The sequence below is a fragment of the Bacillus cereus group sp. BfR-BA-01356 genome, assembly GCF_022663635.1.
GTDB lineage: Bacteria > Bacillota > Bacilli > Bacillales > Bacillaceae_G > Bacillus_A > Bacillus_A cereus.
In genome coordinates this window covers 1-24,313 of record NZ_JAKUFX010000038.1, presented here as the reverse complement: position 1 = coordinate 24,313, position 24,313 = coordinate 1, and the positions used below count along the sequence as shown (strand labels likewise).

Sequence of the window (24,313 nt, the reverse complement as noted above, 5' to 3'; positions counted from 1 at the left end):
TTGATTATCATTTCAGAAAATTTAGATTACGCTTCTTTTAATTGATGAGCATCTTGGAAGGTTGTATCTCGCATTGTAGCAAGTGTGTATTGATCTTTTGGAATTTCATATAAGTTATACACTTCTTCGTTTGCGTTAATTTCATCATATACGGCTTTTCTTGTTTCGTTTGCTAGATTCACATATTGCAGTTTTTCTGCAGCTTTAATAGAACGAATATTTATTTTACGAATACGCATGAAAATTGTTTCAATATCTAATTCATAGAAAAGTTCACTAAAAAATGAATCTTTTGCTAATTTGTTATAGCCTTTTCCATGATATGGTTTGCCAAGCCATGTCCCGAGAAATCCAGCTTTTTCTTGCACATCAAATAAAGTAATTGTTCCGATAGGGTTACCCCATTCATCTAAAATTGTGCGTGAAATTAATTCACCACGTTCTTCAGCTTCAATCGTTTGTTTTGTTAAGAATAAATATTCTTCATAAGAATAAGCCTTTTGACGCACAAAAGGGAAGACAGCTGGATCCACCATTAACTCGTATAGAACGTGGCTGTCGTGTAAGTCGCGTTTTTTCAACATACTAACTCCTCCTCACACGAGGGTAGCATGACGAAAAAACACCCCACCCTCGAAATTTTTATATCAATCTTTAAAAAATTTCGGGGTGGGAATCGAACCCACTAGAACCAGTTTCTAACGCTGGTGGCGCACCATTTGCCTTCCCCATTCATCAATTTGAAAATGATAATCACGACACAAATTGATTATGGTTTCATTCAGTTTATAATCGTATAATACTTTATCTAGTCAAAAAAATAAACTAGTTTTTTTTATTTTTTTTGTAAATTATTTTTCCATCAATCATAGTTAGTACAGGCTTGGCTAAATAATGGAAAGGATGATGAGTCCATAACACGAGATCGGCGTCTTTTCCAACCTCAATGCTTCCAATTCTATCCTCTAAACGCAAATTTCGCGCTGGGAATATGGTGATTCCTTCTAGTGCTGTTTTCTCGTCTAACCCTTCTCTTACTGCAACAGCGGCACAAATATTTAAATATTGAATGGGTGTATAAGGATGATCTGTTGTTATAGAAACTTCCACACCATTTTTAGATAATATATGGTAAGTATCCCATGTCTTGTTTTTTAGTTCGATTTTAGAACGACGTGTCAGAGTGGGACCAACTGAAACCTTCAAATTGTGTTTCGAAAGCTCTTCAACAAGAAAGTGTCCTTCTGTACAATGTTCAATACGTAGATCGAGGTTGAATTCCGTTGCAAAGCGTAGCGCAGAACTAATATCATCTGCTCGGTGAGCGTGGATACGTACGGGTATTTCACGACGTAATGCTTTTAAAATAGGAAGCATTCTAAAATCAGCTTCGTGCCCGTAGTGTTGTGCTTCATAGAATGATTCCCGAAGTAACCCCATAATCCCCATACGTGTAATGGATTCTTTTGTTCCATTACTATGGACTTTTTTAGGATTTTCTCCAAAGGCAATCTTTAAACCAGCAGGTTCTTGAATAATCATATGATCAATACAAGTTCCAGCTGTTTTTATTACACAAGTAGTACCCCCGATAATATTTTGACTGCCAGGCATAACGTGAACGGTTGTAATTCCGTTTTGTACAGCGTCTTGAAAGGCAATATCGAAAGGATGGATTCCATCTAAAGAACGAATATGTGGTGTTGAAACTTCAGATGTTTCATTGGCATCATTTCCAGCCCAACCAGTACCTTCATCATAGAGACCAAGGTGAGTATGGACATCAATAAAGCCAGGTAAGAGATGGAGTGCTCGTGCATCTATAACGGTCATATCTTGAGTAGGTTGAATAAAAGGTTTGACCTCGGTAATTCGCTCTCCTGTAACGAGTACATCTCCTTGAAACTTTTGAGATGTAATAGGGTATACAATGGCTTGTTTGAGCAATATTTTCATAGGTACCTCATTTCTGTTACTTTATAATGCTAATGGAAGTTAAGGGAAAGTAACTGAAAGGTTATTTGTATGGTAATGCTTAGGATCCTAGAAAATGAAAGTTTTGAAAGAGCCCATGTAAAATTGTGTTTTAGAAGTACTACATTGTATGCGAAAGTATATTTTGTAATGCATGGTCTATTGCCGGAAATGTGTATTGGTATCCATGTTCAATTGCCTTAATGGGTAATACACGTTGCCCTTCTAGTACAAGTATGCTCATTTCACCCAGTAAAGTTTGAATGATAAATGAAGGTACAGGCAACCAATGAGGTTTTTTCATTATAGTTGCAATGTTTTCTCCAAATTCCTTCATTCTTATGGGTGTTGGTGCTGTCATATTAAGAGGACCATCAATTTCTTTTTTGTGTATGATGAAATCCATCATACGAACGACATCGTCTATATGAATCCATGATAACCATTGCTTCCCAGAACCAATGGTGCCGCCGATATAGAATTGATAGGGAAGTAGCATTTTGGGAAGAGCTCCTCCATTTGCACCTAATACAACTCCAAATCTTGCGTAGATTGTTCGTATTCCGAGAGAACGTGCTTTAGATGCTTCTTGTTCCCATGAATATACTGTATTTGCTAAAAAGTCATTTCCAGGAGTCTCATGCTGTTCTGTAAAAGACTCTATTTCAGACGTTCCATAGTATCCAATAGCACTTGCGTTAATAAATGTGTGTGGTTTTGTATGGAGTGTCTGCAATTGTTTAATGATTCCTTTTGTTGTTTGAATTCTACTGTTTAAAATGACTTTCTTTTGTTGCTTTGTCCATCTACTATTAATAGACTCTCCGGCTAGATTAATAACTATATCAATAGAAGAGAGGGGGAAGGTTTGTAAATCTGGTGTCCATTGAACATACTGAAGGTTAGGATCGGAAGTTTCAGTAGTTTTTTTTCGTGTGAGAATGTAAACAGTATATCCTTTTTGAATAAAAAAAGTAGAAAGGGATTTACCGATAAAGCCTGTACCACCAGAAATTGCGATTTTCACAAGTATTTCCTCCTCATTATATATATTCTTGAAAAGAAAAAATGTTCCTCGACTATGTTAAAATAATAGAGAGGTGAGAGTATGGCTGTCATTACAAAAATAGAAGTACAAAAACGATCGAAAGAACGATTTAATATTTATATTGATAAAGGTCAAGGCGAAGAGTACGGATTTAGTGTGGATCAAGTAATCTTAATAAAACATGGATTACAAAAAGGCTTAGAAATTGATGAAATCGAGTTAGGAAATATTTTGTACAATGAAGAAGTACAAAAAGCATATTTACAAGCAATCTCCTATTTATCCTATCAAATGAGAACAAAACAAGAAATAGAAGATTTTTTACGAAAAAAAGAAGTGGGACAGGCCATCATCTCTGAAGTCGTTTCGAAATTATTACATGACCGATATATTAATGATAAAGAGTATGCTGTTTTATATACGCGAACGCAAAGTAATGTGAATCGAAAAGGTCCAACTGTTATTAAAAGAGAGTTATTAAATAAAGGTGTTCAGGATTTAATTATTACACATAGTTTACAAGAATATCCGAAGGAAAAGCAAATTGAGAATGCCTTGTTTCTCATAGAGAAGAAGAAAAAATCTTATCAAAAACATTCTTTTTTACAAATGAAACTAAAGTTAGATGAGATGCTTGTTCGAAAAGGATATTCTAGAGAAGTAATTCAAATTTGTTTGGAAGAATTGAAAGACGAAAAAGATGACGAAAAGCAACAAGAAGCGTTACACTATCATGGGAATAAATATTATGAGAAATATAAGAAGCATGATGGATGGACATTTGAAAACAAGATGAAACAAGCGTTATATCGAAAAGGATTCTCTATTGATGAAATCGAGATATTTTTGCAAATGAAACGCGAAGAGGAATGAGGAGAATAAGATGAATATGCCAAAACGCTACAGTGAAATGACACCGCATGAGCTAAGGGAAGAAATTGGCGCTTTGAAGGAGCAAGCAGTAAAAGCTGAGCAGCTTGGGATTGTCAATGAATTTGATGTATTAATGAGAAAAATGGCAATGGCTCGTGCTTATATGACGGATGTAAACAAATTCCGTATTGGTGAAACATATGAATTAGTAGAAGAACCTGGTGTATTATTTAAAATTACGTATTTCAATGGGGTATTTGCTTGGGGATATAAGCAAAATGATAATGAAGAGATTGGCATACCAATTTCCTTATTGCAAGAAAAATAAAAACCAGAGAGCATATATCTCTCTGGTTTTCATCTTTGGTAGGCGTTAAAGGAGATAGGAGATTCTAAAATTGGCGTTTTTTACATTCATTTGCCAATATAATGAGAGACTGGGTTTGTTGCGTCTGCCCGTTAACTTGTGCTTTCGCATGTTTTGGACGAGTCCACGTATGGTTAAATAATTCAGAACGACTATCTAAGCGATCACGGTAGCTCATCTTTATCACCTCGTGTAGGAAGTTAATTTAATTTGTACTATTCTTCCTGCTGATTTGCAGCACGCATACGTTCTTGTGGGTGCGTGTTAATTGTGCCGTTAGGTCGTTTCGAAGCGAAGCGTGATTTCGCTTTCGGTTGACCGTCGATTTTGCTGTTGTTTTTTGACTCAGACCAAAATTCGGCTTGTTTACCCATTGCGAACGCCCTCCTCATTATCGGTTGATACCTCTTTAAGAAGTATCAATTATAGAATGTGCAAAATTGAAGAAACTATCCTTTAGAAATGAAGGGATAAATAGGTAAAAGGAGATTATAATATGAATGATATTTATGAAACATTAACGAAAGAATTATTAGACAAGAATGACAAGCTTTCTTACGCACAAGCTCGTGCGTGGGTTGAGTTACTATGGGAAGATTTTCAAACAACTTATGCAAAATCAGGTCGTTATCAAGGCGATGAAATGACGGAACAAGTGGTACGATCATGGATTAATAATCATGGTGTACGCCTTCATGAAATGCGGACAAATAATCCGAAGTATAGTCATTTAATTAATCAAGAAGATCATTTGAAACATTAAAAAAAGCGACTTAAGTCGCTTTTTTTAATGTGGAAGTAATTCCAGTTTTTTTCGAAGCTTTTCTTCACTAAAGATCCATCCTGTATAGGAACTAATAATATTTAAATTGTGGTCGAGCTGAACGATTGCAACAAATGGATAATAATCTTTACTTCGATATCGTAAATCAATGAATCGTACTTCATAATAATGGTCATGATCAAAAATATCCCAGCGATATACAGGAGAGAAAGATAGGAAGGCTGAGATGTTTTCATCTTGTTTAGCTGCTCGCATAATATTATTGTCTGGGAACGGTATCCGATCGAACTTATCATATATCATGATGTTACCACGGTGCCATCTCGCAACGTAGTAATAATCAGCCGTAACGACTGCTAAATGGTAATGATAAAATCGGTAAGAAGGAGAAATGATAATCTTTTCGACATTTTTGAAACGTTTGTGTACAACGCTTCTTATATTTCTGTGCATCATAATCCGTCCGATATAGTAAACAATCATTAATATATATGCCGCTAAAGCTGTATATCCCTTATGAGAACCGACGAGCATGCAAGCAATTGCAAGTATATGGATAAAGAAAATTACGGTATCGAATGTATTAATTATGCCAAGTGCGACCCATTTTTTTGTGAAAGGTCGTAATGCTTGTGTACCATAGGCGTTGAAAATATCTACAAAGACGTGAAGAAAGACGGCAATAAATGACCAAAGTAGTAGATGAAGATATGGAGCTTCTGAAAAGAAGGCGAAAGAGATGCCACTTATAAGGAATGACCAAAGAATTACCGCAGGAATAGAATGAGTAATCCCACGATGATTTCTTATATATTTAGCGTTATTACGCAATTTTAAAACTGTGTCAATGTCAGGAATGTTGGAACCAGCAATTGTAGCAAGCATAACAGCTTGGGGGCCAATATCACTTTGTGCTATGGCTGGATCTAATGTTGCTAAGCTACCTAAAGTGATACCCATAACAAGGTGAGTGGCTGTGTCCATAGAAATCCACCTCCGTTTTTTATTAATGTAACTCTTTTTATTCGATACCTCAAGTCCTTTGCCTTCTATTTCCTATGTCATCTTACTTAAATTTTTTCCTAAAATCTTTATAATAGTACTTATATGCAAAAAAATGAGGGGGATCAAGTTTGACACTTGAAATACTAAACAATTTTAATATAGAGCAGTTTCAAAATGATTTAATTGGTTGGTTTGAAGAAGAACAGCGCGATTTACCGTGGAGAAAGAATAAAGATCCATACCGCGTTTGGGTTTCTGAAATTATGTTGCAGCAAACAAGAGTAGAAGCTGTAAAACCATATTACGCAAATTTTATGGGGAAGTTTCCTACACTTGAAGCGTTAGCGAACGCTGATGATGAAGAAGTATTAAAAGCATGGGAAGGTTTAGGATATTATTCTAGAGCACGTAATTTACATGCGGCAGTAAAAGAGGTAAAAGAAGTATACGGCGGGGTTGTACCAAGTGATGTAAAGAAAATTGAAAAGTTAAAAGGAGTAGGACCATATACAAAAGGTGCTATTTTAAGTATCGCATATGGTATACCAGAGCCGGCAGTTGATGGAAATGTTATGCGTGTATTATCTCGTATTTTATCAGTATGGGATGATATTGCAAAACCAAAGACTCGAAAAGTTTTTGAAGAGATTGTGCGTGAAATTATTTCAGTAGAAAACCCATCTTATTTTAATCAAGGATTGATGGAATTAGGTGCATTGATTTGTATTCCTAAAAATCCATCGTGCTTACTTTGTCCTGTGCGTGAGCATTGCAGAGGATATGCTGAAGGTGTTCAAAAAGAATTACCAGTAAAAAGTAAAGCGAAAGCTCCTAAAATGGTACCTATTGTTGCAGGCGTACTTCAAACTGAAGACGGTCGTTACGTTATTAATAAACGTCCAAGTACAGGTTTGTTAGCTAACATGTGGGAGTTTCCTAATGCTGAACTTGGAGAAGGTATTCGAAATCAGAAGGAACAGCTTATAGATTATATGAAAGAAAAATTTGAGCTCGAGGTTTCTATTGATGAATACGCAATGAATGTACAACATACGTTTACACATCGTACTTGGGATATATTTGTATTTTACGGAAAAGTAACCGGTAATATTGTTGATACAGATACATTAAAATTTGTATCGAAAGAGGTATTTGAGCAATTACCTTTCTCAAAATCACACCGTACTATTTATGAAAATTGTGTGGAGAAAATTACAATGCAATAAATAAAAAAGTGTTCCCAATCTAGGGAACACTTTTTTAATCGTAAGAAATTTTTGTCCCATGAGTCCAACTAGCTTCACCTTCTTGTAAGCCGCCTCTTGATTCGATTTCTACTACAATTTCTTTGTAAATACTTTGCCCTTCTACATTTAAATAAGGCAGAACCTGTTGTAGTGAGTGATGAAAATAAGCTAATTCATCTTCTTTCCATTCATTTTTTGAAATCATCGTTAGTTCAGTCATATCGCGTCCTATATACATATTTCCACCTCCATTTCTTATAGTTTGAATAAGTAACAAAAGATATATGCGGAAATTATTCAAAAGAAAATTACGGATAGCTTCTAAGTGAATTGGTTACATTATTGATTGTGGAGGTGAGAAAGATGAGTAAAAAACAACAAGGTTATAACAAAGCAACTTCTGGTGCTAGCATTCAAAGTACAAATGCTAGTTATGGTACAGAGTTTTCAACTGAAACAGATGTACAAGCTGTAAAACAAGCAAACGCACAATCAGAAGCAAAGAAAGCACAAGCTTCTGGTGCACAAAGTGCAAACGCTAGTTATGGTACAGAATTTGCAACTGAAACAGACGTGCATTCTGTGAAAAAACAAAATGCTAAGTCAGCTGCAAAACAATCACAATCTTCTAGCTCAAATCAGTAATGAAAGAAAAACACTTCTCTAATTCGGGAGAAGTGTTTTCTTTTTGCGTGGATCGTTGTAATGAAAAGAAAGCGAACGACATAACTTCTAATAAGTCAACAAATGTAGTCAAAGGAGAAGGAAGTTAACAATTAGAATTATGTAATTAGGAATAATAACTGATGAATAAGTCCAAAAGGGGGTAAGTAATGAACGATTTTGATAAGTTGGTAGGGGAGCAATTAGAAACGATGGATGAATTGTTAAAGTTACAAGCACATCTAGAGAAGTATCAACAAATTGAAATGAATGAAAAAGATACGTGCGATAAAAAAGAACTGCATTTTATCCGCCAGGAAATATATAGAACAGAAGTAGCGTTGAAGATGTTACATGAGAAATTTGAAGAACAAACGAATAGTGTAATTCAATCTTTTGCAACTGAAAAAATGATTTCAAATTTAGGATAAGATATATTGTTATCTTTAGGTGAAAAGTCCTTCTTTGTATGGAAATAGAGAAGGGCTTTTTCTATTATATGTCCTCGCTTATAAATAATACAGTACAATCCTTTTATCTCCTAAGAAGCGGTGGGGCATAGTATTCAACGATAAACCTCCTGCATATTCAGTTTGAAAAATAGAGTCTTATCCCTTTAGTTTTAAAATTTCGACAAAAAAGTTATAATAGAAAAAAAGTGAATGCCGTTCAAAGGGCATTTGCAGTTGAAAGAAGGGAGCATATATGGGATTTCCCAAAGAAGGAGAAAAAGTACAAATACATAGTTATAAACATAATGGCTCCATTCATAGAATGTGGGAAGAAACAACAATTTTAAAAGGGACACAGAGTCTTGTAATCGGAGCGAATGATCGTACAGTAGTTACAGAATCGGATGGCCGAACATGGATTACTCGTGAACCAGCAATTTGTTATTTTCATGCCAACTATTGGTTTAATGTGATTGGGATGCTTAGGGAAGATGGCGTATATTATTATTGTAATTTAAGCTCACCTTTTGCGTATGATCCTGAAGCATTAAAGTATATTGATTATGATTTAGATATTAAAGTATATCCAGATATGACATATACGCTTCTAGATGAAGATGAGTATGAAAAACATAGTGAAATTATGCAGTATCCACCTGTTATTGATACAATTTTAAAACGAAATGTAGCACATTTAACACAGTGGATTCATCAAAGAAAAGGTCCATTTGCACCAGATTTCGTAGATATGTGGTATGAACGATATTTAATGTACAGAAATTAAAACAAACCTGCAGGGGGCTTCCCGGCAGGTTTGTCCTATTAGAGGGGGGATTATGTGCAAGGCATAAAAAGATATTTACAATTTGTTAAACCATATCGATGGCTTATTGCTATTACAATTATTATTGGACTAGTTAAGTTCGGTATCCCACTTATTATGCCGTGGTTATTAAAGTATATTATCGATGATGTAATTCAAGGCGCTGGCTCACTTCAAGATAAAACATCTCAATTAATAACAGCGATTGGAATTGCTTTCTTTATTTTTGCGGTATTAAGACCACCGATTGAATATTATCGTCAATATTTCGCCCAACGTATCGCAAATACAATACTGTATGATTTGCGGAAGCATATTTTCGGTCACTTACAAAAGTTAAGTTTACGTTATTACTCCAATACAAAAACAGGGGAGATTATTTCGCGTGTCATCCATGATGTAGAACAAACGAAAGATTTTGTAATTACTGGTTTGATGAACGTCTGGTTAGATACTGCAACAATTGCTATTGCTATCATTGTTATGTTTTCTATGAATATAAAATTAACATTTGTTGCGTTATTGATTTTACCTATTTATGTAATTGCAGTGAAATATTTTTTCGGACGTCTTCGGAAATTGACGAAAGAGCGTTCACAAGCGTTAGCGACGATGCAAGGGTATTTGCATGAACGTATTCAAGGAATGCAAGTGACACGTAGCTTTGCGTTAGAAGAGTATGAGGGGAAGCAGTTTGAAAAAAGAAATAATGAATTTTTAACGAAAGCATTAACCCATACAAGTTGGACGGCAAGAACATTTTCGGCAGTAAACACGTTAACCGATTTAGGTCCGTTACTTGTGATTGGTTTTGCAGCATATGAAGTAATTCAAGGGCAGTTAACGCTAGGAACGATGGTAGCTTTTGTTGGATATATGGATAGTTTATATAGTCCGCTTCGCCGCCTTGTTAATTCATCTACAACATTAACACAATCTTTTGCATCGATGGACCGTGTGTTTGAACTGTTAGATGAAAAATACGATATTGTTAATGTACCAAATGCGGTACAAACGAAAAAATTAAATGGAGAAATTGTATTTGACAATGTTTCTTTTCGTTATAATGCAGATGAAAAAGAGATATTACACAACTTGTCATTAACTATGCAACCTGGAGAGAAAGTAGCGCTTGTAGGAGCGAGTGGGGGAGGAAAGTCATCTCTTGCTAGTTTGATCCCGCGTTTCTATGATGTTTCTGAAGGCACGGTTTATGTAGATGGCATAGATGTAAGAAAGTATAATATGAGAAATTTGCGTAGTCATATTGGAATTGTACTGCAAGATAATTTATTGTTTAGCGATACAATTGGAGCTAATATTTTATATGGAAATCCGAAGGCTACAGAGAAAGAGGTGATTGCAGCTGCTAAAGCTGCGCAAATTCATGATTTTATTATAGACTTACCAGATGGTTATAATACTGTCGTTGGAGAACGTGGTGTGAAGCTATCGGGCGGGCAAAGACAACGCGTGGCAATTGCACGAGTGTTTCTAAAGAATCCTTCGGTACTTATATTAGATGAAGCAACTTCAGCATTAGATTTAGAAAATGAAAGGTATATTCAAGAGGCGCTTCAGACGTTAGCTGCTGACCGGACAACGATTATAATTGCACATCGATTAGCGACGATTACGCATGTTGATACGATTATTTACATTGAAGACGGTGAGATTAAAGAGACTGGTTCTCATGAAGAGTTAATGCGAAAAAGAGGATTTTATTACAATTTATATCAACTTCAACATATAACAGAAACAGCTCCTTTAGCATAAAAGGAGCTGTTTTTTATTCGTCTTCTTTTTTATCATCGATTTGGAGTTCTTTTTCTGGTTTATGGTATGTGTAGAAGCTATCTACAAGCAAATCTAAATGCTCTACTTCTTCACTATAGTTAATGATGGAAGAAATAAGAGGGAAGAGATGTAACCATGTTTTATATGCTTCTTCATCGTCTTTATTTTGATATTCCATAAAGATATCAATTAATTCTTGTTTACCTGTTTCAACTTCATCAAGCATTTCAACTGATTGTTGTTTTTTTGCTTTACCAATAAATTTTAATAAAACTTGTTCATGATAATGCGTTAATGAGTCAAGTTCGTTTTGGATAGATTCCTGAAATTCTTCCGGCATATAGCGCAGTTCATTTTCAGTACGGTGTAATGATTTTAACGTACTTAAAGCACGGCTTGTTGTCGCTAACATTTGTCTGAATAAAACGAGCTTACGAATTTTTGCGAACTTTACTTTTTTCGTGTAGCTTCTTTCTTCTTTATACAGCAAATAGTAATGGTTTAGTTTGATCATTTTTTCTTTCATACGATCAATATCAGTTTTTAGCGTTGTAAAATCAGAAGCCTGCCTGCTATTCATTCGAATCCATTTTACAATTTCTTCTGTATTATCAACGATACGATGATAAAGTTTTGTTTCATATTTTGGCGGCATAAATACTAAATTTACAAGTGAAGCCGCAATAATACCAATCATAATCGTCGCAAATCGAAGTAAGGCAAAACTAAAGAAATCTTCGCCTTGATACTCCATAATGGCGATAACTGTTACTAAAGCAATTGATATTGTGTTTTCTAATCGTAATTGTAATGTAAGAGCAATTACTAATATACATGTTAATCCAATAATAAAAGGATTATGTCCAAAAGCAGTAGCAAATGCGATAGCAAATATCGCACCAATTACATTTGCTTGAATTTGTTCAAGTGCTGTTAAATAAGAACGGTATACAGACGGTTGGACAGCAAAGATAGCTGAAATTCCCGCAAATACCGGACTCGGTAATTGAAGTAAAATACAAGCAAATAAAGCTAACGTGATGGCAATACCCGTTTTTAAAATGCGAGCACCAAGTTTCATACCCTTAATAAGATCCTTTCTCTTGTCATAATGAATGTACAACATGATACTATACATTCATTACAATATGTTAGCAAGTGATATTTTAGTGACGTTAAAAGAAATTAGTGTTCATTTTATCCCGCTAATTGTGAGTAGTAAGATTCACGCCTCAAAATTCAGAAGCTGGATGCCGGTAAACGTCCGATTGGTGTAGGCTAATTAAAGTTTCACTTTATAATTTTTCCTAATTCCTTTTAAACATCAGTTTTTAGTAAAAAAACCTGCTGAATTTCAGCAGGTCTCAAATTGTTACTATAGATTACTATGAGAAGCGTACTTCGTCAATTTTTTCTTAATAATGAAAATTACTCATTTTACTCTGTTGAGATAGATGGATCTGCCTGTTCTTTTTTCGGGATAATCTCAAAAAACTTGTTCTGTATATCATCTAATAATGGTGTTAACAAAGCAACTTCCTCATATTGCTCGTGCTCGTTTAGTACACGAATATAGTCTAGCAATAATTCAGTTACATCTTTCAAACCATTTTTACTAATTGGTTGTAATGTAACATTTGCGCCTTTTGCGATTCTTCTTTTTAAGGCCTGTTCTGTTAAGCCTAAGTTTGAATCACGGCGCAAATAAACAACACCGCCAGTCATGCCAGCGCAAATCCATGGACCAGGGTCACCTAAAACAAGCGCTCGCCCATTTGTCATATATTCAAAAGCAAAACCTTTAATATTGGAGTATGCACCTATATTTCCTTGCTCTTTTTCACGGAGTGGTTTTGTTATTCTACCTCCAATTATCATGTCTGCCCCAGAAAGGCGAATGCCAGCGCGAGCATCAGCGTTCCCTTGCACGTATAGTGCCCCTTTTTGTGCACCATATCCAAATCCTTTTCCGACAGAACCGTTATAATATACTCCGTCTTTTCCTTTTGATTTCGTTATATAAATCCCACCACCAAAGGAAGTTTTACCAATGCCATCTTGTGCGCCGCCATTTACGTGTATAAATAAATTTTCACTATTGTAAGCACCTAACCCATTTCCGGGAATAGAACCATTTGTATACTTTAATGTAAGTGGTTCAAGTTGAGTAGCTTCATATAGTTTACTGCGAACGCGATAACATGATTCTAGACCACCCATAACGCGTTGCTCTACACCAACGCCTACCAATTCTTTTGAGTCAGCGGAATGAACTGTCTTAAATTGTTTTTCCGGTACGCCTTCTGTTGTTGTAACAGATGGATGTTCTATTATTTGTAGTAAATTACGTAAGTTTAATAAATTTTCGCCTCGAACTTGCTCTAATAAATCAGAACGCCCAACAATTGCTTGTAAATTTGTATAACCAAGCTGTCCTGTTAATCGTTTTAGTTCTACACCGAAAGAGGTGAATAAATTTAGCAGGCCAGCAACTGCGCTTTCTAATTCGCGTGGGACGAAGCGGCGTAACCCATGTTCTTTTGCTTGTGCTTCAGACTCGATTTGTGTCGCAATTCCAACATGGCAAGTATCTAGATGGCACCCACGGCAAGTAGTACAGCCGATTGCAATCATTGATAGTGTGCCAAATCCAATACGGTTTGCTCCGAGGAGCATGATTTTCAAGGCATCATTTACACTTCGAATACCACCATCTGCCCAAATCTCTACTTTATGTCTCATGCTTGCTTCTAATAAAGCGTTGTGAGCGGCTTTAACACCAATTTCTACAGGGAGACCTACATGCTGCAATGCGTGAATACGTGCAGCGCCTGTTCCGCCATCGAATCCGCTAATGTTAATAAAATCAGCGCCAGCTTTGGCGATACCGACAGCAATTGTTCCGATATTAGGAACAACAGGGACTTTCACGGCTACTTTGGCAAGTTGATTAGCTGTTTTAATTTCTGTAATCATTTGAGCTAAATCTTCAATTGAATAAATATCATGGTTATTAGAAGGTGAAATTAAATCTGAGCCGATTGTCGCATTACGTGCTTCAGCGATTTTGGCTGTCACTTTTGAACCAGGTAAATGCCCACCTTCCCCAGGCTTTGCGCCTTGACCGATTTTGATTTCAATTAAGTTTGATGAGTTTAGTAGTTCGGCATTTACTCCAAATCGCCCAGATGCCACTTGTTGTCCACGTGTATGTGGATATTTTCCAATCATATCTTTAATTTCGCCGCCTTCACCGTTCAAGCTAATCATATTTAGCTGATCGGCTGCTTCTGCATATGCGCGAAAGGCAATTTCGTTTTGAGAACCAAATGACATAGAACTAATAATAAATGGTAAATTATGATTTTTGATGCCGATAGATACTTCTTCAGTTGGAACGACATGTTTTGTTTGTTTCGTTTGAACAAGGTGTCTGATTGCAATTGGATTATTCTCTTCTAGTTCACTTAACTTGTCACGGTAATCATCATAAGAATTTCCTTTTGCAACATCGCCGATTGCTTTCCAAATTCGCGGGAATATATGAAATGATTTTCGCATTCTAATTTTAGGATTGTTATAATCCTCTGCTCGTATTTTTGCATCTTCAACAAGTGATTCAAGTGAAAAGGCTAAATCATTTGAACCGAAGAAATTTGTAATCTGTAATATATTTGCGATTTCTTCATGTAACCCAATAGATGAATAGAGACGTCCGTAACCACGTAACTCATGAATTCCAATTGTTGAAATGACTTTTTCTAATCCTTTATTAAGTGCATTATATAGATTCGTAATTGGTGTTTTTGTTCCATCATTTACAGTCGCGAATAATAAATATGGATTAATACCATCTGCTCCTAATCCATATAGCGTGACAATGTCATGTAAGGAGCGAAGAGCACCAGAACGTATAACGAGAGAACAATTGCGGCGTAATTTATTTTCACGTAATGCTTGATGTACTTTAGCAGTAACTAAATGTGGATCAATCCACAATCGTTCATTTAGATGGGCTTTTGCGTCATCTAATACTAGTAGGGAAGCGCCATTGTTAACAGCAGCTATCGCTTCAGAACTAATGCGGCTTAATGCGCATTGCAGAGTTTCTGACGAGCTGAATGTAGCAGAGATTGTGGCGATAGAGTTATGAGTCTTAAATAGCTCTATGAGTTGTTCGTACGTAATTGTGTGTAATTCCTCTGCAATAGGTTGTGCCACGCTGCCTTCTAAAATAATTGGTGAAAGCATTTCAACTACAAATGGCCGTTTTGCGCCGCTTAATAAACTTGGACGCTCTCCAAGTACAGTACGTGTAGAGAAGTGTTCAATTTCACGGTCACGATCAATTGCAGGGTTTGTAACAACAGCTACACTTTCTTTAATAAAGTCAGCGATATTTCGTCTATCAGTATCGAGTGCGGCAAGTGGTGAGTCATGCCCAAGTGAGCGTATTGGCTCAACGCCTTTTGTTGCCATCTGTTCAAGAAGTTGAATATGTTCTCGGTCCCATCCGAAAGCGACGTATTGTTTCGTTTCAACTTGAACAGAATCACATAGCCCTTGGATTTTTTTCGTTTCAGGGATAGATAAATTTAAATGGTAATTGGTAGTATCAATTCGCTTTTTAAAACGGTTATATACTTGGATTTGATATTTGTCATATTCATAAAGAACAAGTTCATCTTGTTCATTCCATTTTAATCCGACTTTTTCTCCAGGAGCGAGTGGTTTTGGTTCTGCTACATATTTAGTTGGTGATACAACTCCAGGTTCAGAAGAGAAAATATAAGAGCTCTCTGTCTCTACTTTCCATACTGGGCGTAATCCAAGGGAATCAACGCTGAAAACAGCTTCATCTTTAAAACGGGAAATGATGCCAGCTGGTCCTTGTGCAAAATGTCCCCATGCTTCACGTATATACGTATATAAATCTTGTAAAGGTGTTTCATAAAGTTTAATTTCATTAATAATTGGTGGGAATAGAATTTCCATTGCTTCAAATAAGCTGTAGCCGTATTGAACAAGTAGGGTTTCTAAGGTGCGGTTTAAATCTTGAGAGTCACTGCCTCCTGCAGTAAGTGGTACATCAATCATTTCAGCTTGATCGCGTAATTTCGCAATTGTGTTAATTTCACCATTATGTCCGAGAATGCTAAATGGTTGTACACGAAAAAAATTAGATAATGTATTAGTAGAGTAGCGGTTATGTCCTAATGTCATAGTTGAAGCGATAAGCGGATGTTGTAAATCATTATAGTAGGCAACAAGCGTATCACCAGCACCTAGAACTTTATATACAACATGATCATGACTTAATGAAGCAACATGAATTGCTTCGTTTTCCTCTATTTTTATTGTGACAGAAAATAATGTTTGCTCAATATTTGTAATTTCGTTTTCTGCGATAAGGGCAACTTGCCAAAATAAAGGTTCTTCTTGTTTACCAAGTGGACCGAGCGCATCTGAGTTTGTTGCATCATCACTTTCGAAAATGATTGCAAAGTTTTTGTTGTTTAATTGCGTACGAATATAATCTTTTAAGGCAGTAATGTTTTCTTTTTTATTTAGAAAAAAATGTCCAACGATAAAGTGGGGATGATCCACAATCGTTGGATTATATCCGCTACTTTTTAGTTTTTCATTCCAAAGCGTTTTTGGTATATCAATGTGAATGCCGATGCCATCGCCCTCGCCATTAATGAAACCAGCTCTATGATTCATTTTGACGAGTGATTGTATGCAAAGGTCAATGTTTTCTTTTGTAGCAATTTTTCGTTTCTCCATAACGGAAACGATTCCACACGCATCATGTTCTGCATTTCTATAATCTCGAAATAAAGACGGTGTCCATGTATTTTTTTTATTGAGCATCCGTCAATCCCCCCTCTTGTAAAAGTTAGAATAATCTTACTATTTAAGGTGCAAATCACCTTGTACACAGAGATAGTAATGCTGTAAAAGAATATAAAACAGATAATTATGAATAATTATACTATTAATGCGTGATTTATGAAATAGAAAAAAGGAAAAAAGAAAGGTGAGCTTTCTTTTTTCCTTTTAATGAAGGGATTATTTATTGTCTGCTAGGGCAGCAAATGCTCTGCCGACAGCTTCGATTGTATATTCAATATCTTCTTTTGTATGTTCTGTAGTTAAGAACCATGCCTCGTATTTAGAAGGTGCTAAGTTAACTCCTTCTTGAAGCATAAGCTTGAAGAATTTACCGAACATTTCACCGTCTGTATCTTGTGCGGCATCGTAATCTTCAATTGTATTAGTTGTGAAGTATACAGTTAAAGCCCCTTTTAGACGATTTAATGTAATGTCGATATTATGTTTCGCTGCTTGCTCTAAAATTCCTTTTTCAAGCATTGCACCAAGTTCATCTAATTTCTCATAAAGCCCTTCTTGTTGAAGTACTTCTAGACAAGCGATACCTGATGCCATAGAAGCAGGGTTTCCTGCCATTGTACCAGCTTGGTATGCAGGTCCAAGCGGAGCAACTTGTTCCATAATTTCTTTCTTACCACCGTAAGCACCGATTGGTAAGCCGCCGCCAATAACTTTACCAAGCGCTGTTAAGTCGGGTGTAACACCAAGTAAGTCTTGAGCACCGCCGTACATAAAGCGGAAAGCAGTAATAACTTCATCATAAATTACTAGTGCGCCAGCTTCGTGAACAAGTTCATTCACTTTTTCAAGGAATCCAGGTTTAGGCTCTACAATACCGAAGTTTCCAACGATCGGTTCTACAAGGATAGCTGCTACTTCATGACCCCATTTATCTAAAGCTTCTTTTAAAGTTTCTACATTGTTAAATGGAACGGTAATAACTTCTTGTGCGATACTTTGTGGTACGCCAGCTGAGTCAGGAGTTCCTAAAGTAGAAGGGCCAGATCCAGCTGCCACAAGTACTAAATCAGAATGACCGTGGTAACAACCAGCAAATTTCATGATTTTTGTGCGACCTGTATAAGCACGAGCAACACGAATCGTTGTCATCACTGCTTCTGTACCAGAGTTTACGAAACGGACTTTATCTAATGCAGGCATTGCTTCTTTTAACATTTTTGCGAATTTTACCTCTAGCGCTGTTGGTGTTCCATAAAGTACCCCATTTTCAGCAGCTGTTGTAATTGCTTTTGTTATATGCGGATGAGCATGTCCAGTAATAATAGGACCGTATGCTGCTAAATAATCGATATATTTATTTCCGTCTACATCCCAGAAATAAGCGCCTTTCCCACGTTCCATAGCAACAGGAGCGCCGCCGCCAACTGCTTTAAAAGAACGAGAAGGACTGTTAACACCGCCAACGATATGCTCTAAAGCTTCTTTATGTAATGCTTCTGACTTTGTGAAATTCACTACAATTCATCTCCTTACAAAAATCTATGTATTATTCTAACATGTTTTTCGAAAAGACGTATTGTTTGTGATAGCGAAGGCAGTTGGGTAAACTATTCGTTGTGACATTTAGGAGGGGGGTCCGATTATGAAATCGGTAATTGAGGTACAAGGGTTACGTAAAGAGTTTACAGCCTATTCAAGTCGTCCGGGCTTAAAGGGTGCATTTCGCGATTTATTAAATCGTAATTATAAAATAGTACCAGCAGTAAATGATGTATCTTTTACTGTGAAGCAAGGTGAAATGGTTGGTTATATCGGTGAGAACGGTGCTGGTAAATCAACAACAATTAAAATGCTTACGGGGATTTTAACTCCGACATCAGGGCAAATCACAGTAAATGGAATGAACCCACATAAACAAAGAGAAGAATTTGTAAGAACAATTGGTGTTGTTTTTGGACAGCGTTCGCAACTTTGGTGGGATATTGCAGTACAAGAATCGTTTCGTTTATTAAAGAAAGTGTATGGTGTATCAGACGCTCAGTATAAGGAGCATATGGAACACGTAATTGAAACGTTAGATATAGGGCCCTTATTAGATAAACCAGTTCGAAAATTATCTCTTGGTCAAAGGATGCGTTGTGAATTAGCGGCAGCCTTAATTCATAATCCACCGTTATTATTTTTAGATGAGCCAACAATTGGGTTAGATGTACTTGTGAAATTGAAAATACGTGAATTTTTAAAAGAAATGAATGAACGTTATAAAACAACAATTTTATTAACAACACACGATATTACTGATATTGAAGCTTTATGTGAGCGCGTTATCATGCTGGATGAAGGAAATATTATGTATGACGGTTCTTTAAATAATCTTCGTACGCAGTGGGGAGCGGAGAAGGAAATTCACTTTCAGTTTGTTGCACCAGTTTCCTATCAGGCTTTATCAATGGTTATGCCAGATAATCATGTCGTTTGGTCGAAAGCAAAAGAGGAAAATGCATGGGTTGCAAAAATTCCGAATGAAGAAGTTATTATTTCAATGCTTATTTCTAAAGTAGTACAAGCCTTTCAAATTAAAGATTTAAAAATTAACGAAGTGTCTACAGAGGAAATTATTCGTAACATTTATGAAGAAGGTATTACGCATGGGTAAGTATATTGAAATGATTCGAATTCGCTTTTTAATGATGCTTGCGTATCGTACAAATTACTATAGCGGGATTTTAATTTATACGATTAATATCGGTGCTTACTATTTTTTATGGCAAGCAATTTATAGCGGAAAAGAGAATATTGAAAGTTTATCTATTTCGCAAATGACCACGTATATCGCAATCGCGTGGATGGCACGTGCCTTCTATTTTAATAATATAGATAGGGAAATTGCGATGGAGATTCAAGAAGGACGTGTGGCTGTAGAATTAATTCGTCCGTATAACTATTTGGGAATGAAAGTTATGCAAGGTCTTGGCGAGGGAATATTTCGTTTTGCCTTCTTTTCCATTCCAGGCATGGTTATCGTTACGTTATTATTTTCGTTGCAAATTAAAACAAATTTTCAAACGTGGTTATATTTCTTCTTATCTTTAATATTTAGTTTTATTATTAATACACAAATTAATTTAATGACGGGAATGCTTACGTTTTTCCTATTTAATAATAGTGGGATTATGTATGCAAAACGCGTTGTTATTGATTTATTTTCAGGTCTATTATTACCAATTAGTTTTTATCCGCTATGGGCCCAAAAAGCAATGATGTTTTTACCGTTTCAGGCTATTAGTTATATTCCAAGTATGATTTTTTCTGAAGGTATACAGGGGAGTAAGTTGTATGAGGCTTTAGTATTTCAAGTGATTTGGGCGATTGTACTTATTATTCCAATTGTACTCATGTGGAGAACGGCGAGAAAACGTCTAATTGTACAAGGGGGGTGATGAGATGCTATATATAAACTTATTTTTACAATATGCAAGTCAATATATAAAAACAAAATTGGAGTATCGAGGCGATTTTATCGTTGGTTTACTTTCTGATTTATCGCTTCAAGCAGTTAATTTAATATTTATTCTCGTTGTATTTGGGCATACACAAGCATTGAAGGGATGGAGTCGAGAAGAAGTAATCTTTATTTATGGTTTCTTTTTAGTACCATTTGCCATCTTTTCAGCTTTCTTTAATATATGGGATTTTAATGATCGATACATTATTAAAGGGGAGATGGATCGTGTATTAACGCGGCCGATCCATAGCCTATTTCAAATTATATTAGAAAGAATGGAACTTGAATCTTTAATTGGAGCTATTACAGGGATTGTTGTAATGGGATATGCAGCTGTGGAGTTACAATTATCTTTTTACTGGTATGATTTCTTCTTATTTATATTGATGGTAGGAGGAGGAGCACTTGTATATGGAGGTATATTTGTTACGCTGGCGAGCCTTGGTTTTTGGTCGGATGCGAAAAGTTCAATTATGCCTCTTATGTATAACATAGGTAATTACGGGCGCTATCCTGTTAATATTTATAATCGTGTAATTCGTTTCATTTTAACGTTTGTTTTACCGTTTGCGTTTGTTGGAGTATATCCAGCGGCATACTTTTTAAGAAAAACAGAATGGAATAGTTATGCATTTGCGACGCCAATTGTTGGTGTTATCTGTTTTACGATTGCAATCACCCTCTGGAACCAAGGGGTAAAAAGGTATCGTGGCGCGGGTAATTAATTATAGAAGCTTGTTCGTTTCTAAGGGATAAATCAGTTCTCCACCTCATACATATAAAATGAGGTGGAGGACATGTTATGGGGATTTATTCTATTAATTGCAGCAATCGCTATTTTGAAAAGTGTCCAATTATTATGGAGTTCCTATTCGGATTCAACGCGTTTTTTTTCGCTCTATAATTTGGCCACATTATTTTTAATCTATACAACAGTACTAATCGCATTTGGATTAAGTTACGTTGTATTAGAGGAAATGGGTTTCGCAGTTTTGAAAGAGGACGGAGAAAGTTTGAACGCTCATTCTTTTCAACTCGTCGAAGTTTGTTTATATTTTAGCGCAGTTACTTTATTGTCTGTTGGATATGGTGACATATCTCCGATTGGAATTGGGCGATGGATTGCAATCGCAGAAGCGCTAATTGGATATACACTCCCTTTTGCTTTTGTGATGAGGTCTGTAATAGACAATGAAAAATAAGGAAGCATTTGTTATAGTAAAGGAAAAGAGTAGGAGTGATAACTATGATTACAGTAGGAGAAATGGCACCAGAATTCACATTAGAGGGAAGTAACGGAGAAGAAGTTCGCCTAGCTGATTTCCGCGGTAAAAATGTAGTTCTCTATTTTTATCCGAAAGATATGACGCCAGGGTGTACAACTGAAGCATGTGATTTTCGTGATGCGTATGGAGTATTTCAAGAGAAGGATACGGTTATTCTTGGAGTAAGTCCTGATTCAGCGAATAGACATTTGAAATTCATTGAGAAACATGAATTGCCATTTACACTTTTAGTAGATGAAGATCATAAAGTAGCAGAGTTATACGATGTTTGGAAGTTAAAAAAGAACTTTGGGAAAGAGTATATGGGAATCGAGCGTTCTACATTCCTTATTAATAAAGACGGTGAACTTGTAAAAGAGTGGCGTAAAGTGAAAGTGAAAGGACATATTGAGGATGTTCTTTCTTATATAAAATAAATCTACATTGGAGATAAAATATGCAGAAACAAGGCAAGTGTCTATACATATTTTACTGCCTTACATAAAGTGGAAGTGTAGGGCATACCTCCTCAGATGATAGTATTCCAAGTGCGATTATGTCGCACTTTTTTCTATGGAATATATGAAGAAAAAAGGGAAAGATACATAAAAACAAGTCCTGAATATAAAAATAAACTACATACTTATAGTAGAAATATTGACGATTTATAAGAAAAGGAGTACACTCTTTATAAGAATTATAAAATAATAATCCGTATAGAATCGGGGTGCATGACGGTGGTCAAAGAAGAATTAAAAGAAGCGCTAGAAATGCTGAAAAATACGGGTGTACGCATTACTCCACAGCGTCATGCTATTTTAGAGTACCTTGTGGAATCAATGACGCACCCAACAGCGGATGATATTTATAAAGCATTAGAAGGTAAGTTTCCAAATATGAGTGTTGCAACTGTCTATAATAACTTACGTGTGTTTAAAGAGGTTGGACTTGTAAAGGAATTAACTTATGGAGACGCTTCAAGTAGATTTGATTATGTTACAAGTCAACATTATCATGTGATTTGCGAAAAATGTGGTAAGATTGTTGATTTTCCTTATGGAGGCTTGGAAAAGCTGGAAGAGGAAGCTGCGAAAACGACAGGCTTCGTTATCAATAGTCATCGCTTAGAAATTTATGGCGTTTGTCCAGAGTGTCATAAGGCGTAATATATAATAAAGAAAGAGGCTGACGGCTATACGTCAGCCTCTTTCTTTATTATATAAGGATTAGCGTGAGGTTAATCGGGATTTACAGTGCTAAGTTAGTAAGAAGGGGTAGATAAAAGTTTGTCGAATTTACTTTGTATTGGTGGAAATGAATTCTTGGAGGGGACATTTTGAAGAAATATGAGATTAAAAATAACATTCCAACATTGGAAGAATATAAATATTTATGTGATTCTGTGGGATGGACTAACTATATGAACTTTGAGGTGGCGGAAATATCACTTCAAAATTCGATTTACTGTATAACAGTCAAGGATAATAATCAAATCATCGGCATGGGGAGAATTGTTGGTGATGGGGCTATCTATTTCTATATTCAAGATATAGTGGTTCATCCAGAGTATCAAAAGAATGGCATTGGAAAGAAAATAATGAATACTTTAGTAGAATACTTAAATGGGAATGCTCCAGATAAAGCATTCATTGGTTTGTTTGCGTCGCAAGGTAAAACATCATTCTACGAAAAATATGATTTTAAAGATTATTCGCCTAATATGACAGGGATGTTTGCTGTTATTTCGAAAAAATAGGTGTAATAAATTTAATAAAATAATTAAAAAGTTGATTTTTTAAGAAATCAACTTTTTAATGAGTTGAAACGTTTGTAGTGTTGCAAATTCGTATTTCCCTTGATACTTATGATTTATAACTCTTCTTATTATACTTTTCATCAAATTCTTTTCCTTCTAGATCTCGATCTAGTGTTAAAGGTTGATTGCAGTGCATACATGCATCGACACGGCCCAGCATTTTGGTTGGCTTATCACAGCTTGGGCAAATAATTTGGATAGTCTTAGTAGATAACATACCAATCCAAAAGTAAACGACAGTGCTAGCGATAACAGCTAAAAAGCCAACCATCATAAACGTTGTCATAATAATAATGTTTTCGCGGAAAAAGACGCCTAAGTATGCAATGAAGAGGCCGATAAATACTAAACTTAATGCAAAGGTCCGGATTTTATTGATTTTGTTTGAATACTTAATGCTCATTCTCACCACGCTCCTATACTAATAATATAACATAAAATTTAGAATTTTCACTCTCGTGTAAATTGATAAAGAGATAAGATATGAAATGAATAGGAGGGGAGCCAAGAATGAATGGACGCTATAATGATTTTTACAGCGGATTTTAAGTTTTTAACGGGATGTGAAATTTTTTTATAAAAAGTATTGACCCTGTATATACTGCATGATATATTAATAACCGTCGCTGATGCGGAAACGCAGAAAACGACAAAAAAGAAATTAAAAAACTTAGTTGACATTGAAAAATGAAGATGTTAACATAAGGAAGTCGCAAATGAGCGGCCGAGTAGTTCTTTGAAAACTGAACGAAACAAACAACGTGAAACGTCAATTTTTATTTTAGATGCTAGACAAACTAACTTTATTGGAGAGTTTGATCCTGGCTCAGGATGAACG

Annotated in this window: 26 protein-coding genes; 15 read left to right on the top strand and 11 right to left on the bottom strand. The window is 35.7% G+C overall.

The window, feature by feature from the left end:
* Positions 1-26: 26 nt before the first annotated feature.
* From MR168_RS14965 to MR168_RS14955, 3 genes are all read right to left on the bottom strand, one after another.
* Positions 27-584: a GNAT family N-acetyltransferase gene (locus MR168_RS14965; protein ID WP_000914737.1), complete on the bottom strand. Its 558-nt coding sequence runs from the start codon at positions 582-584 to the stop codon at positions 27-29.
* 241 nt (positions 585-825) lie between these two features.
* A complete protein-coding gene (locus MR168_RS14960) occupies positions 826-1,956 on the bottom strand; it encodes an amidohydrolase (protein WP_000698317.1) in 1,131 nt (376 codons plus the stop codon).
* A gap of 139 nt (positions 1,957-2,095) precedes the next feature.
* Positions 2,096-3,001, bottom strand: coding sequence for a TIGR01777 family oxidoreductase (locus MR168_RS14955; RefSeq protein ID WP_000684379.1), 906 nt, complete (start codon positions 2,999-3,001; stop codon positions 2,096-2,098).
* A gap of 81 nt (positions 3,002-3,082) precedes the next feature.
* On the opposite strand from MR168_RS14955, the gene recX reads away from it, so the two are divergent.
* On the top strand, positions 3,083-3,895 hold the full coding sequence (gene recX / locus MR168_RS14950) for a recombination regulator RecX (protein WP_000268502.1): 813 nt from the start codon (positions 3,083-3,085) through the stop codon (positions 3,893-3,895).
* A gap of 10 nt (positions 3,896-3,905) precedes the next feature.
* Positions 3,906-4,223, top strand: coding sequence for a YfhH family protein (locus MR168_RS14945; protein WP_001057025.1), 318 nt, complete (start codon positions 3,906-3,908; stop codon positions 4,221-4,223).
* A gap of 64 nt (positions 4,224-4,287) precedes the next feature.
* Here the strand turns inward: MR168_RS14945 and MR168_RS14940 are convergent, their stop codons facing one another.
* Both MR168_RS14940 and MR168_RS14935 read right to left on the bottom strand, forming a co-directional pair.
* Positions 4,288-4,440 carry a YpzG family protein gene (locus MR168_RS14940; protein ID WP_000122093.1) on the bottom strand — a complete coding sequence of 51 codons (153 nt, stop codon included), beginning with the start codon at positions 4,438-4,440 and terminating at the stop codon, positions 4,288-4,290.
* Positions 4,441-4,477: 37 nt separating this feature from the next.
* Positions 4,478-4,636 carry a small, acid-soluble spore protein K gene (locus MR168_RS14935; RefSeq protein WP_000517891.1) on the bottom strand — a complete coding sequence of 53 codons (159 nt, stop codon included), beginning with the start codon at positions 4,634-4,636 and terminating at the stop codon, positions 4,478-4,480.
* A 122-nt stretch (positions 4,637-4,758) separates the two neighbouring features.
* On the opposite strand from MR168_RS14935, the gene MR168_RS14930 reads away from it, so the two are divergent.
* Positions 4,759-5,025 (top strand): YfhJ family protein, encoded by a 267-nt coding sequence (locus tag MR168_RS14930; protein ID WP_000998166.1) that lies wholly within the window; start codon positions 4,759-4,761, stop codon positions 5,023-5,025.
* A 24-nt stretch (positions 5,026-5,049) separates the two neighbouring features.
* Here the strand turns inward: MR168_RS14930 and MR168_RS14925 are convergent, their stop codons facing one another.
* Positions 5,050-6,030, bottom strand: a complete 981-nt coding sequence (locus MR168_RS14925; RefSeq protein ID WP_000379109.1) for a metal-dependent hydrolase — start codon at positions 6,028-6,030, stop codon at positions 5,050-5,052.
* A 149-nt stretch (positions 6,031-6,179) separates the two neighbouring features.
* Between MR168_RS14925 and mutY the strand changes: the two genes are divergently transcribed.
* Complete coding sequence (mutY, locus tag MR168_RS14920) at positions 6,180-7,277, top strand: A/G-specific adenine glycosylase (protein WP_000171397.1); 1,098 nt, start codon at positions 6,180-6,182, stop codon at positions 7,275-7,277.
* Between the two features lie 34 nt (positions 7,278-7,311).
* Here mutY and MR168_RS14915 read toward each other — a convergent pair whose 3' ends face one another.
* Positions 7,312-7,536: a hypothetical protein gene (locus MR168_RS14915; RefSeq protein WP_000275436.1), complete on the bottom strand. Its 225-nt coding sequence runs from the start codon at positions 7,534-7,536 to the stop codon at positions 7,312-7,314.
* Between the two features lie 125 nt (positions 7,537-7,661).
* On the opposite strand from MR168_RS14915, the gene MR168_RS14910 reads away from it, so the two are divergent.
* The 4 genes from MR168_RS14910 to MR168_RS14895 all read left to right on the top strand — a co-directional run bounded on the left by MR168_RS14910 (position 7,662) and on the right by MR168_RS14895 (position 11,012).
* The gene (locus tag MR168_RS14910) at positions 7,662-7,943 is read left to right on the top strand and encodes a gamma-type small acid-soluble spore protein (RefSeq protein WP_000039046.1); all 282 of its coding nucleotides are present in this window, start codon (positions 7,662-7,664) and stop codon (positions 7,941-7,943) included.
* 188 nt (positions 7,944-8,131) lie between these two features.
* Positions 8,132-8,392, top strand: coding sequence for a YgaB family protein (locus tag MR168_RS14905; protein WP_000997575.1), 261 nt, complete (start codon positions 8,132-8,134; stop codon positions 8,390-8,392).
* Positions 8,393-8,666: 274 nt separating this feature from the next.
* A complete protein-coding gene (gene ntdP / locus MR168_RS14900) occupies positions 8,667-9,197 on the top strand; it encodes a nucleoside tri-diphosphate phosphatase (RefSeq protein ID WP_000506622.1) in 531 nt (176 codons plus the stop codon).
* Positions 9,198-9,251: 54 nt separating this feature from the next.
* A complete protein-coding gene (locus MR168_RS14895; RefSeq protein ID WP_001161598.1) occupies positions 9,252-11,012 on the top strand; it encodes an ABC transporter ATP-binding protein in 1,761 nt (586 codons plus the stop codon).
* A 13-nt stretch (positions 11,013-11,025) separates the two neighbouring features.
* Here MR168_RS14895 and MR168_RS14890 read toward each other — a convergent pair whose 3' ends face one another.
* From MR168_RS14890 to hemL, 3 genes are all read right to left on the bottom strand, one after another.
* The gene (locus MR168_RS14890) at positions 11,026-12,114 is read right to left on the bottom strand and encodes an aromatic acid exporter family protein (RefSeq protein ID WP_000765787.1); all 1,089 of its coding nucleotides are present in this window, start codon (positions 12,112-12,114) and stop codon (positions 11,026-11,028) included.
* Between the two features lie 356 nt (positions 12,115-12,470).
* The gene (locus MR168_RS14885; protein WP_086412458.1) at positions 12,471-16,907 is read right to left on the bottom strand and encodes a glutamate synthase-related protein; all 4,437 of its coding nucleotides are present in this window, start codon (positions 16,905-16,907) and stop codon (positions 12,471-12,473) included.
* Positions 16,908-17,105: 198 nt separating this feature from the next.
* Positions 17,106-18,404, bottom strand: a complete 1,299-nt coding sequence (hemL, locus tag MR168_RS14880) for a glutamate-1-semialdehyde-2,1-aminomutase (protein ID WP_001011863.1) — start codon at positions 18,402-18,404, stop codon at positions 17,106-17,108.
* A gap of 127 nt (positions 18,405-18,531) precedes the next feature.
* On the opposite strand from hemL, the gene MR168_RS14875 reads away from it, so the two are divergent.
* The 7 genes from MR168_RS14875 to MR168_RS14845 all read left to right on the top strand — a co-directional run bounded on the left by MR168_RS14875 (position 18,532) and on the right by MR168_RS14845 (position 23,415).
* A complete protein-coding gene (locus MR168_RS14875) occupies positions 18,532-19,545 on the top strand; it encodes an ABC transporter ATP-binding protein (RefSeq protein ID WP_000843655.1) in 1,014 nt (337 codons plus the stop codon).
* Entirely contained in the window at positions 19,538-20,329 is a 792-nt protein-coding gene (locus MR168_RS14870; RefSeq protein ID WP_086412457.1) for an ABC transporter permease, read from the top strand. Before MR168_RS14875 ends, MR168_RS14870 begins: the two co-directional genes overlap by 8 nt.
* Positions 20,330-20,333: 4 nt before the next feature.
* Positions 20,334-21,119, top strand: a complete 786-nt coding sequence (locus MR168_RS14865; RefSeq protein ID WP_000965773.1) for an ABC transporter permease — start codon at positions 20,334-20,336, stop codon at positions 21,117-21,119.
* Positions 21,120-21,191: 72 nt separating this feature from the next.
* Entirely contained in the window at positions 21,192-21,596 is a 405-nt protein-coding gene (locus tag MR168_RS14860) for a potassium channel family protein (RefSeq protein WP_000964343.1), read from the top strand.
* A 44-nt stretch (positions 21,597-21,640) separates the two neighbouring features.
* Positions 21,641-22,096, top strand: a complete 456-nt coding sequence (gene bcp, locus MR168_RS14855; protein ID WP_000633710.1) for a thioredoxin-dependent thiol peroxidase — start codon at positions 21,641-21,643, stop codon at positions 22,094-22,096.
* 300 nt (positions 22,097-22,396) lie between these two features.
* Positions 22,397-22,825, top strand: a complete 429-nt coding sequence (gene perR / locus MR168_RS14850; RefSeq protein ID WP_000237829.1) for a peroxide-responsive transcriptional repressor PerR — start codon at positions 22,397-22,399, stop codon at positions 22,823-22,825.
* Between the two features lie 170 nt (positions 22,826-22,995).
* The gene (locus MR168_RS14845) at positions 22,996-23,415 is read left to right on the top strand and encodes a GNAT family N-acetyltransferase (RefSeq protein WP_000759736.1); all 420 of its coding nucleotides are present in this window, start codon (positions 22,996-22,998) and stop codon (positions 23,413-23,415) included.
* A gap of 106 nt (positions 23,416-23,521) precedes the next feature.
* On the opposite strand, the gene MR168_RS14840 is transcribed toward MR168_RS14845, so the two are convergent.
* Positions 23,522-23,878, bottom strand: coding sequence for a YgzB family protein (locus MR168_RS14840; protein ID WP_000025058.1), 357 nt, complete (start codon positions 23,876-23,878; stop codon positions 23,522-23,524).
* Positions 23,879-24,313 lie beyond the last annotated feature (435 nt).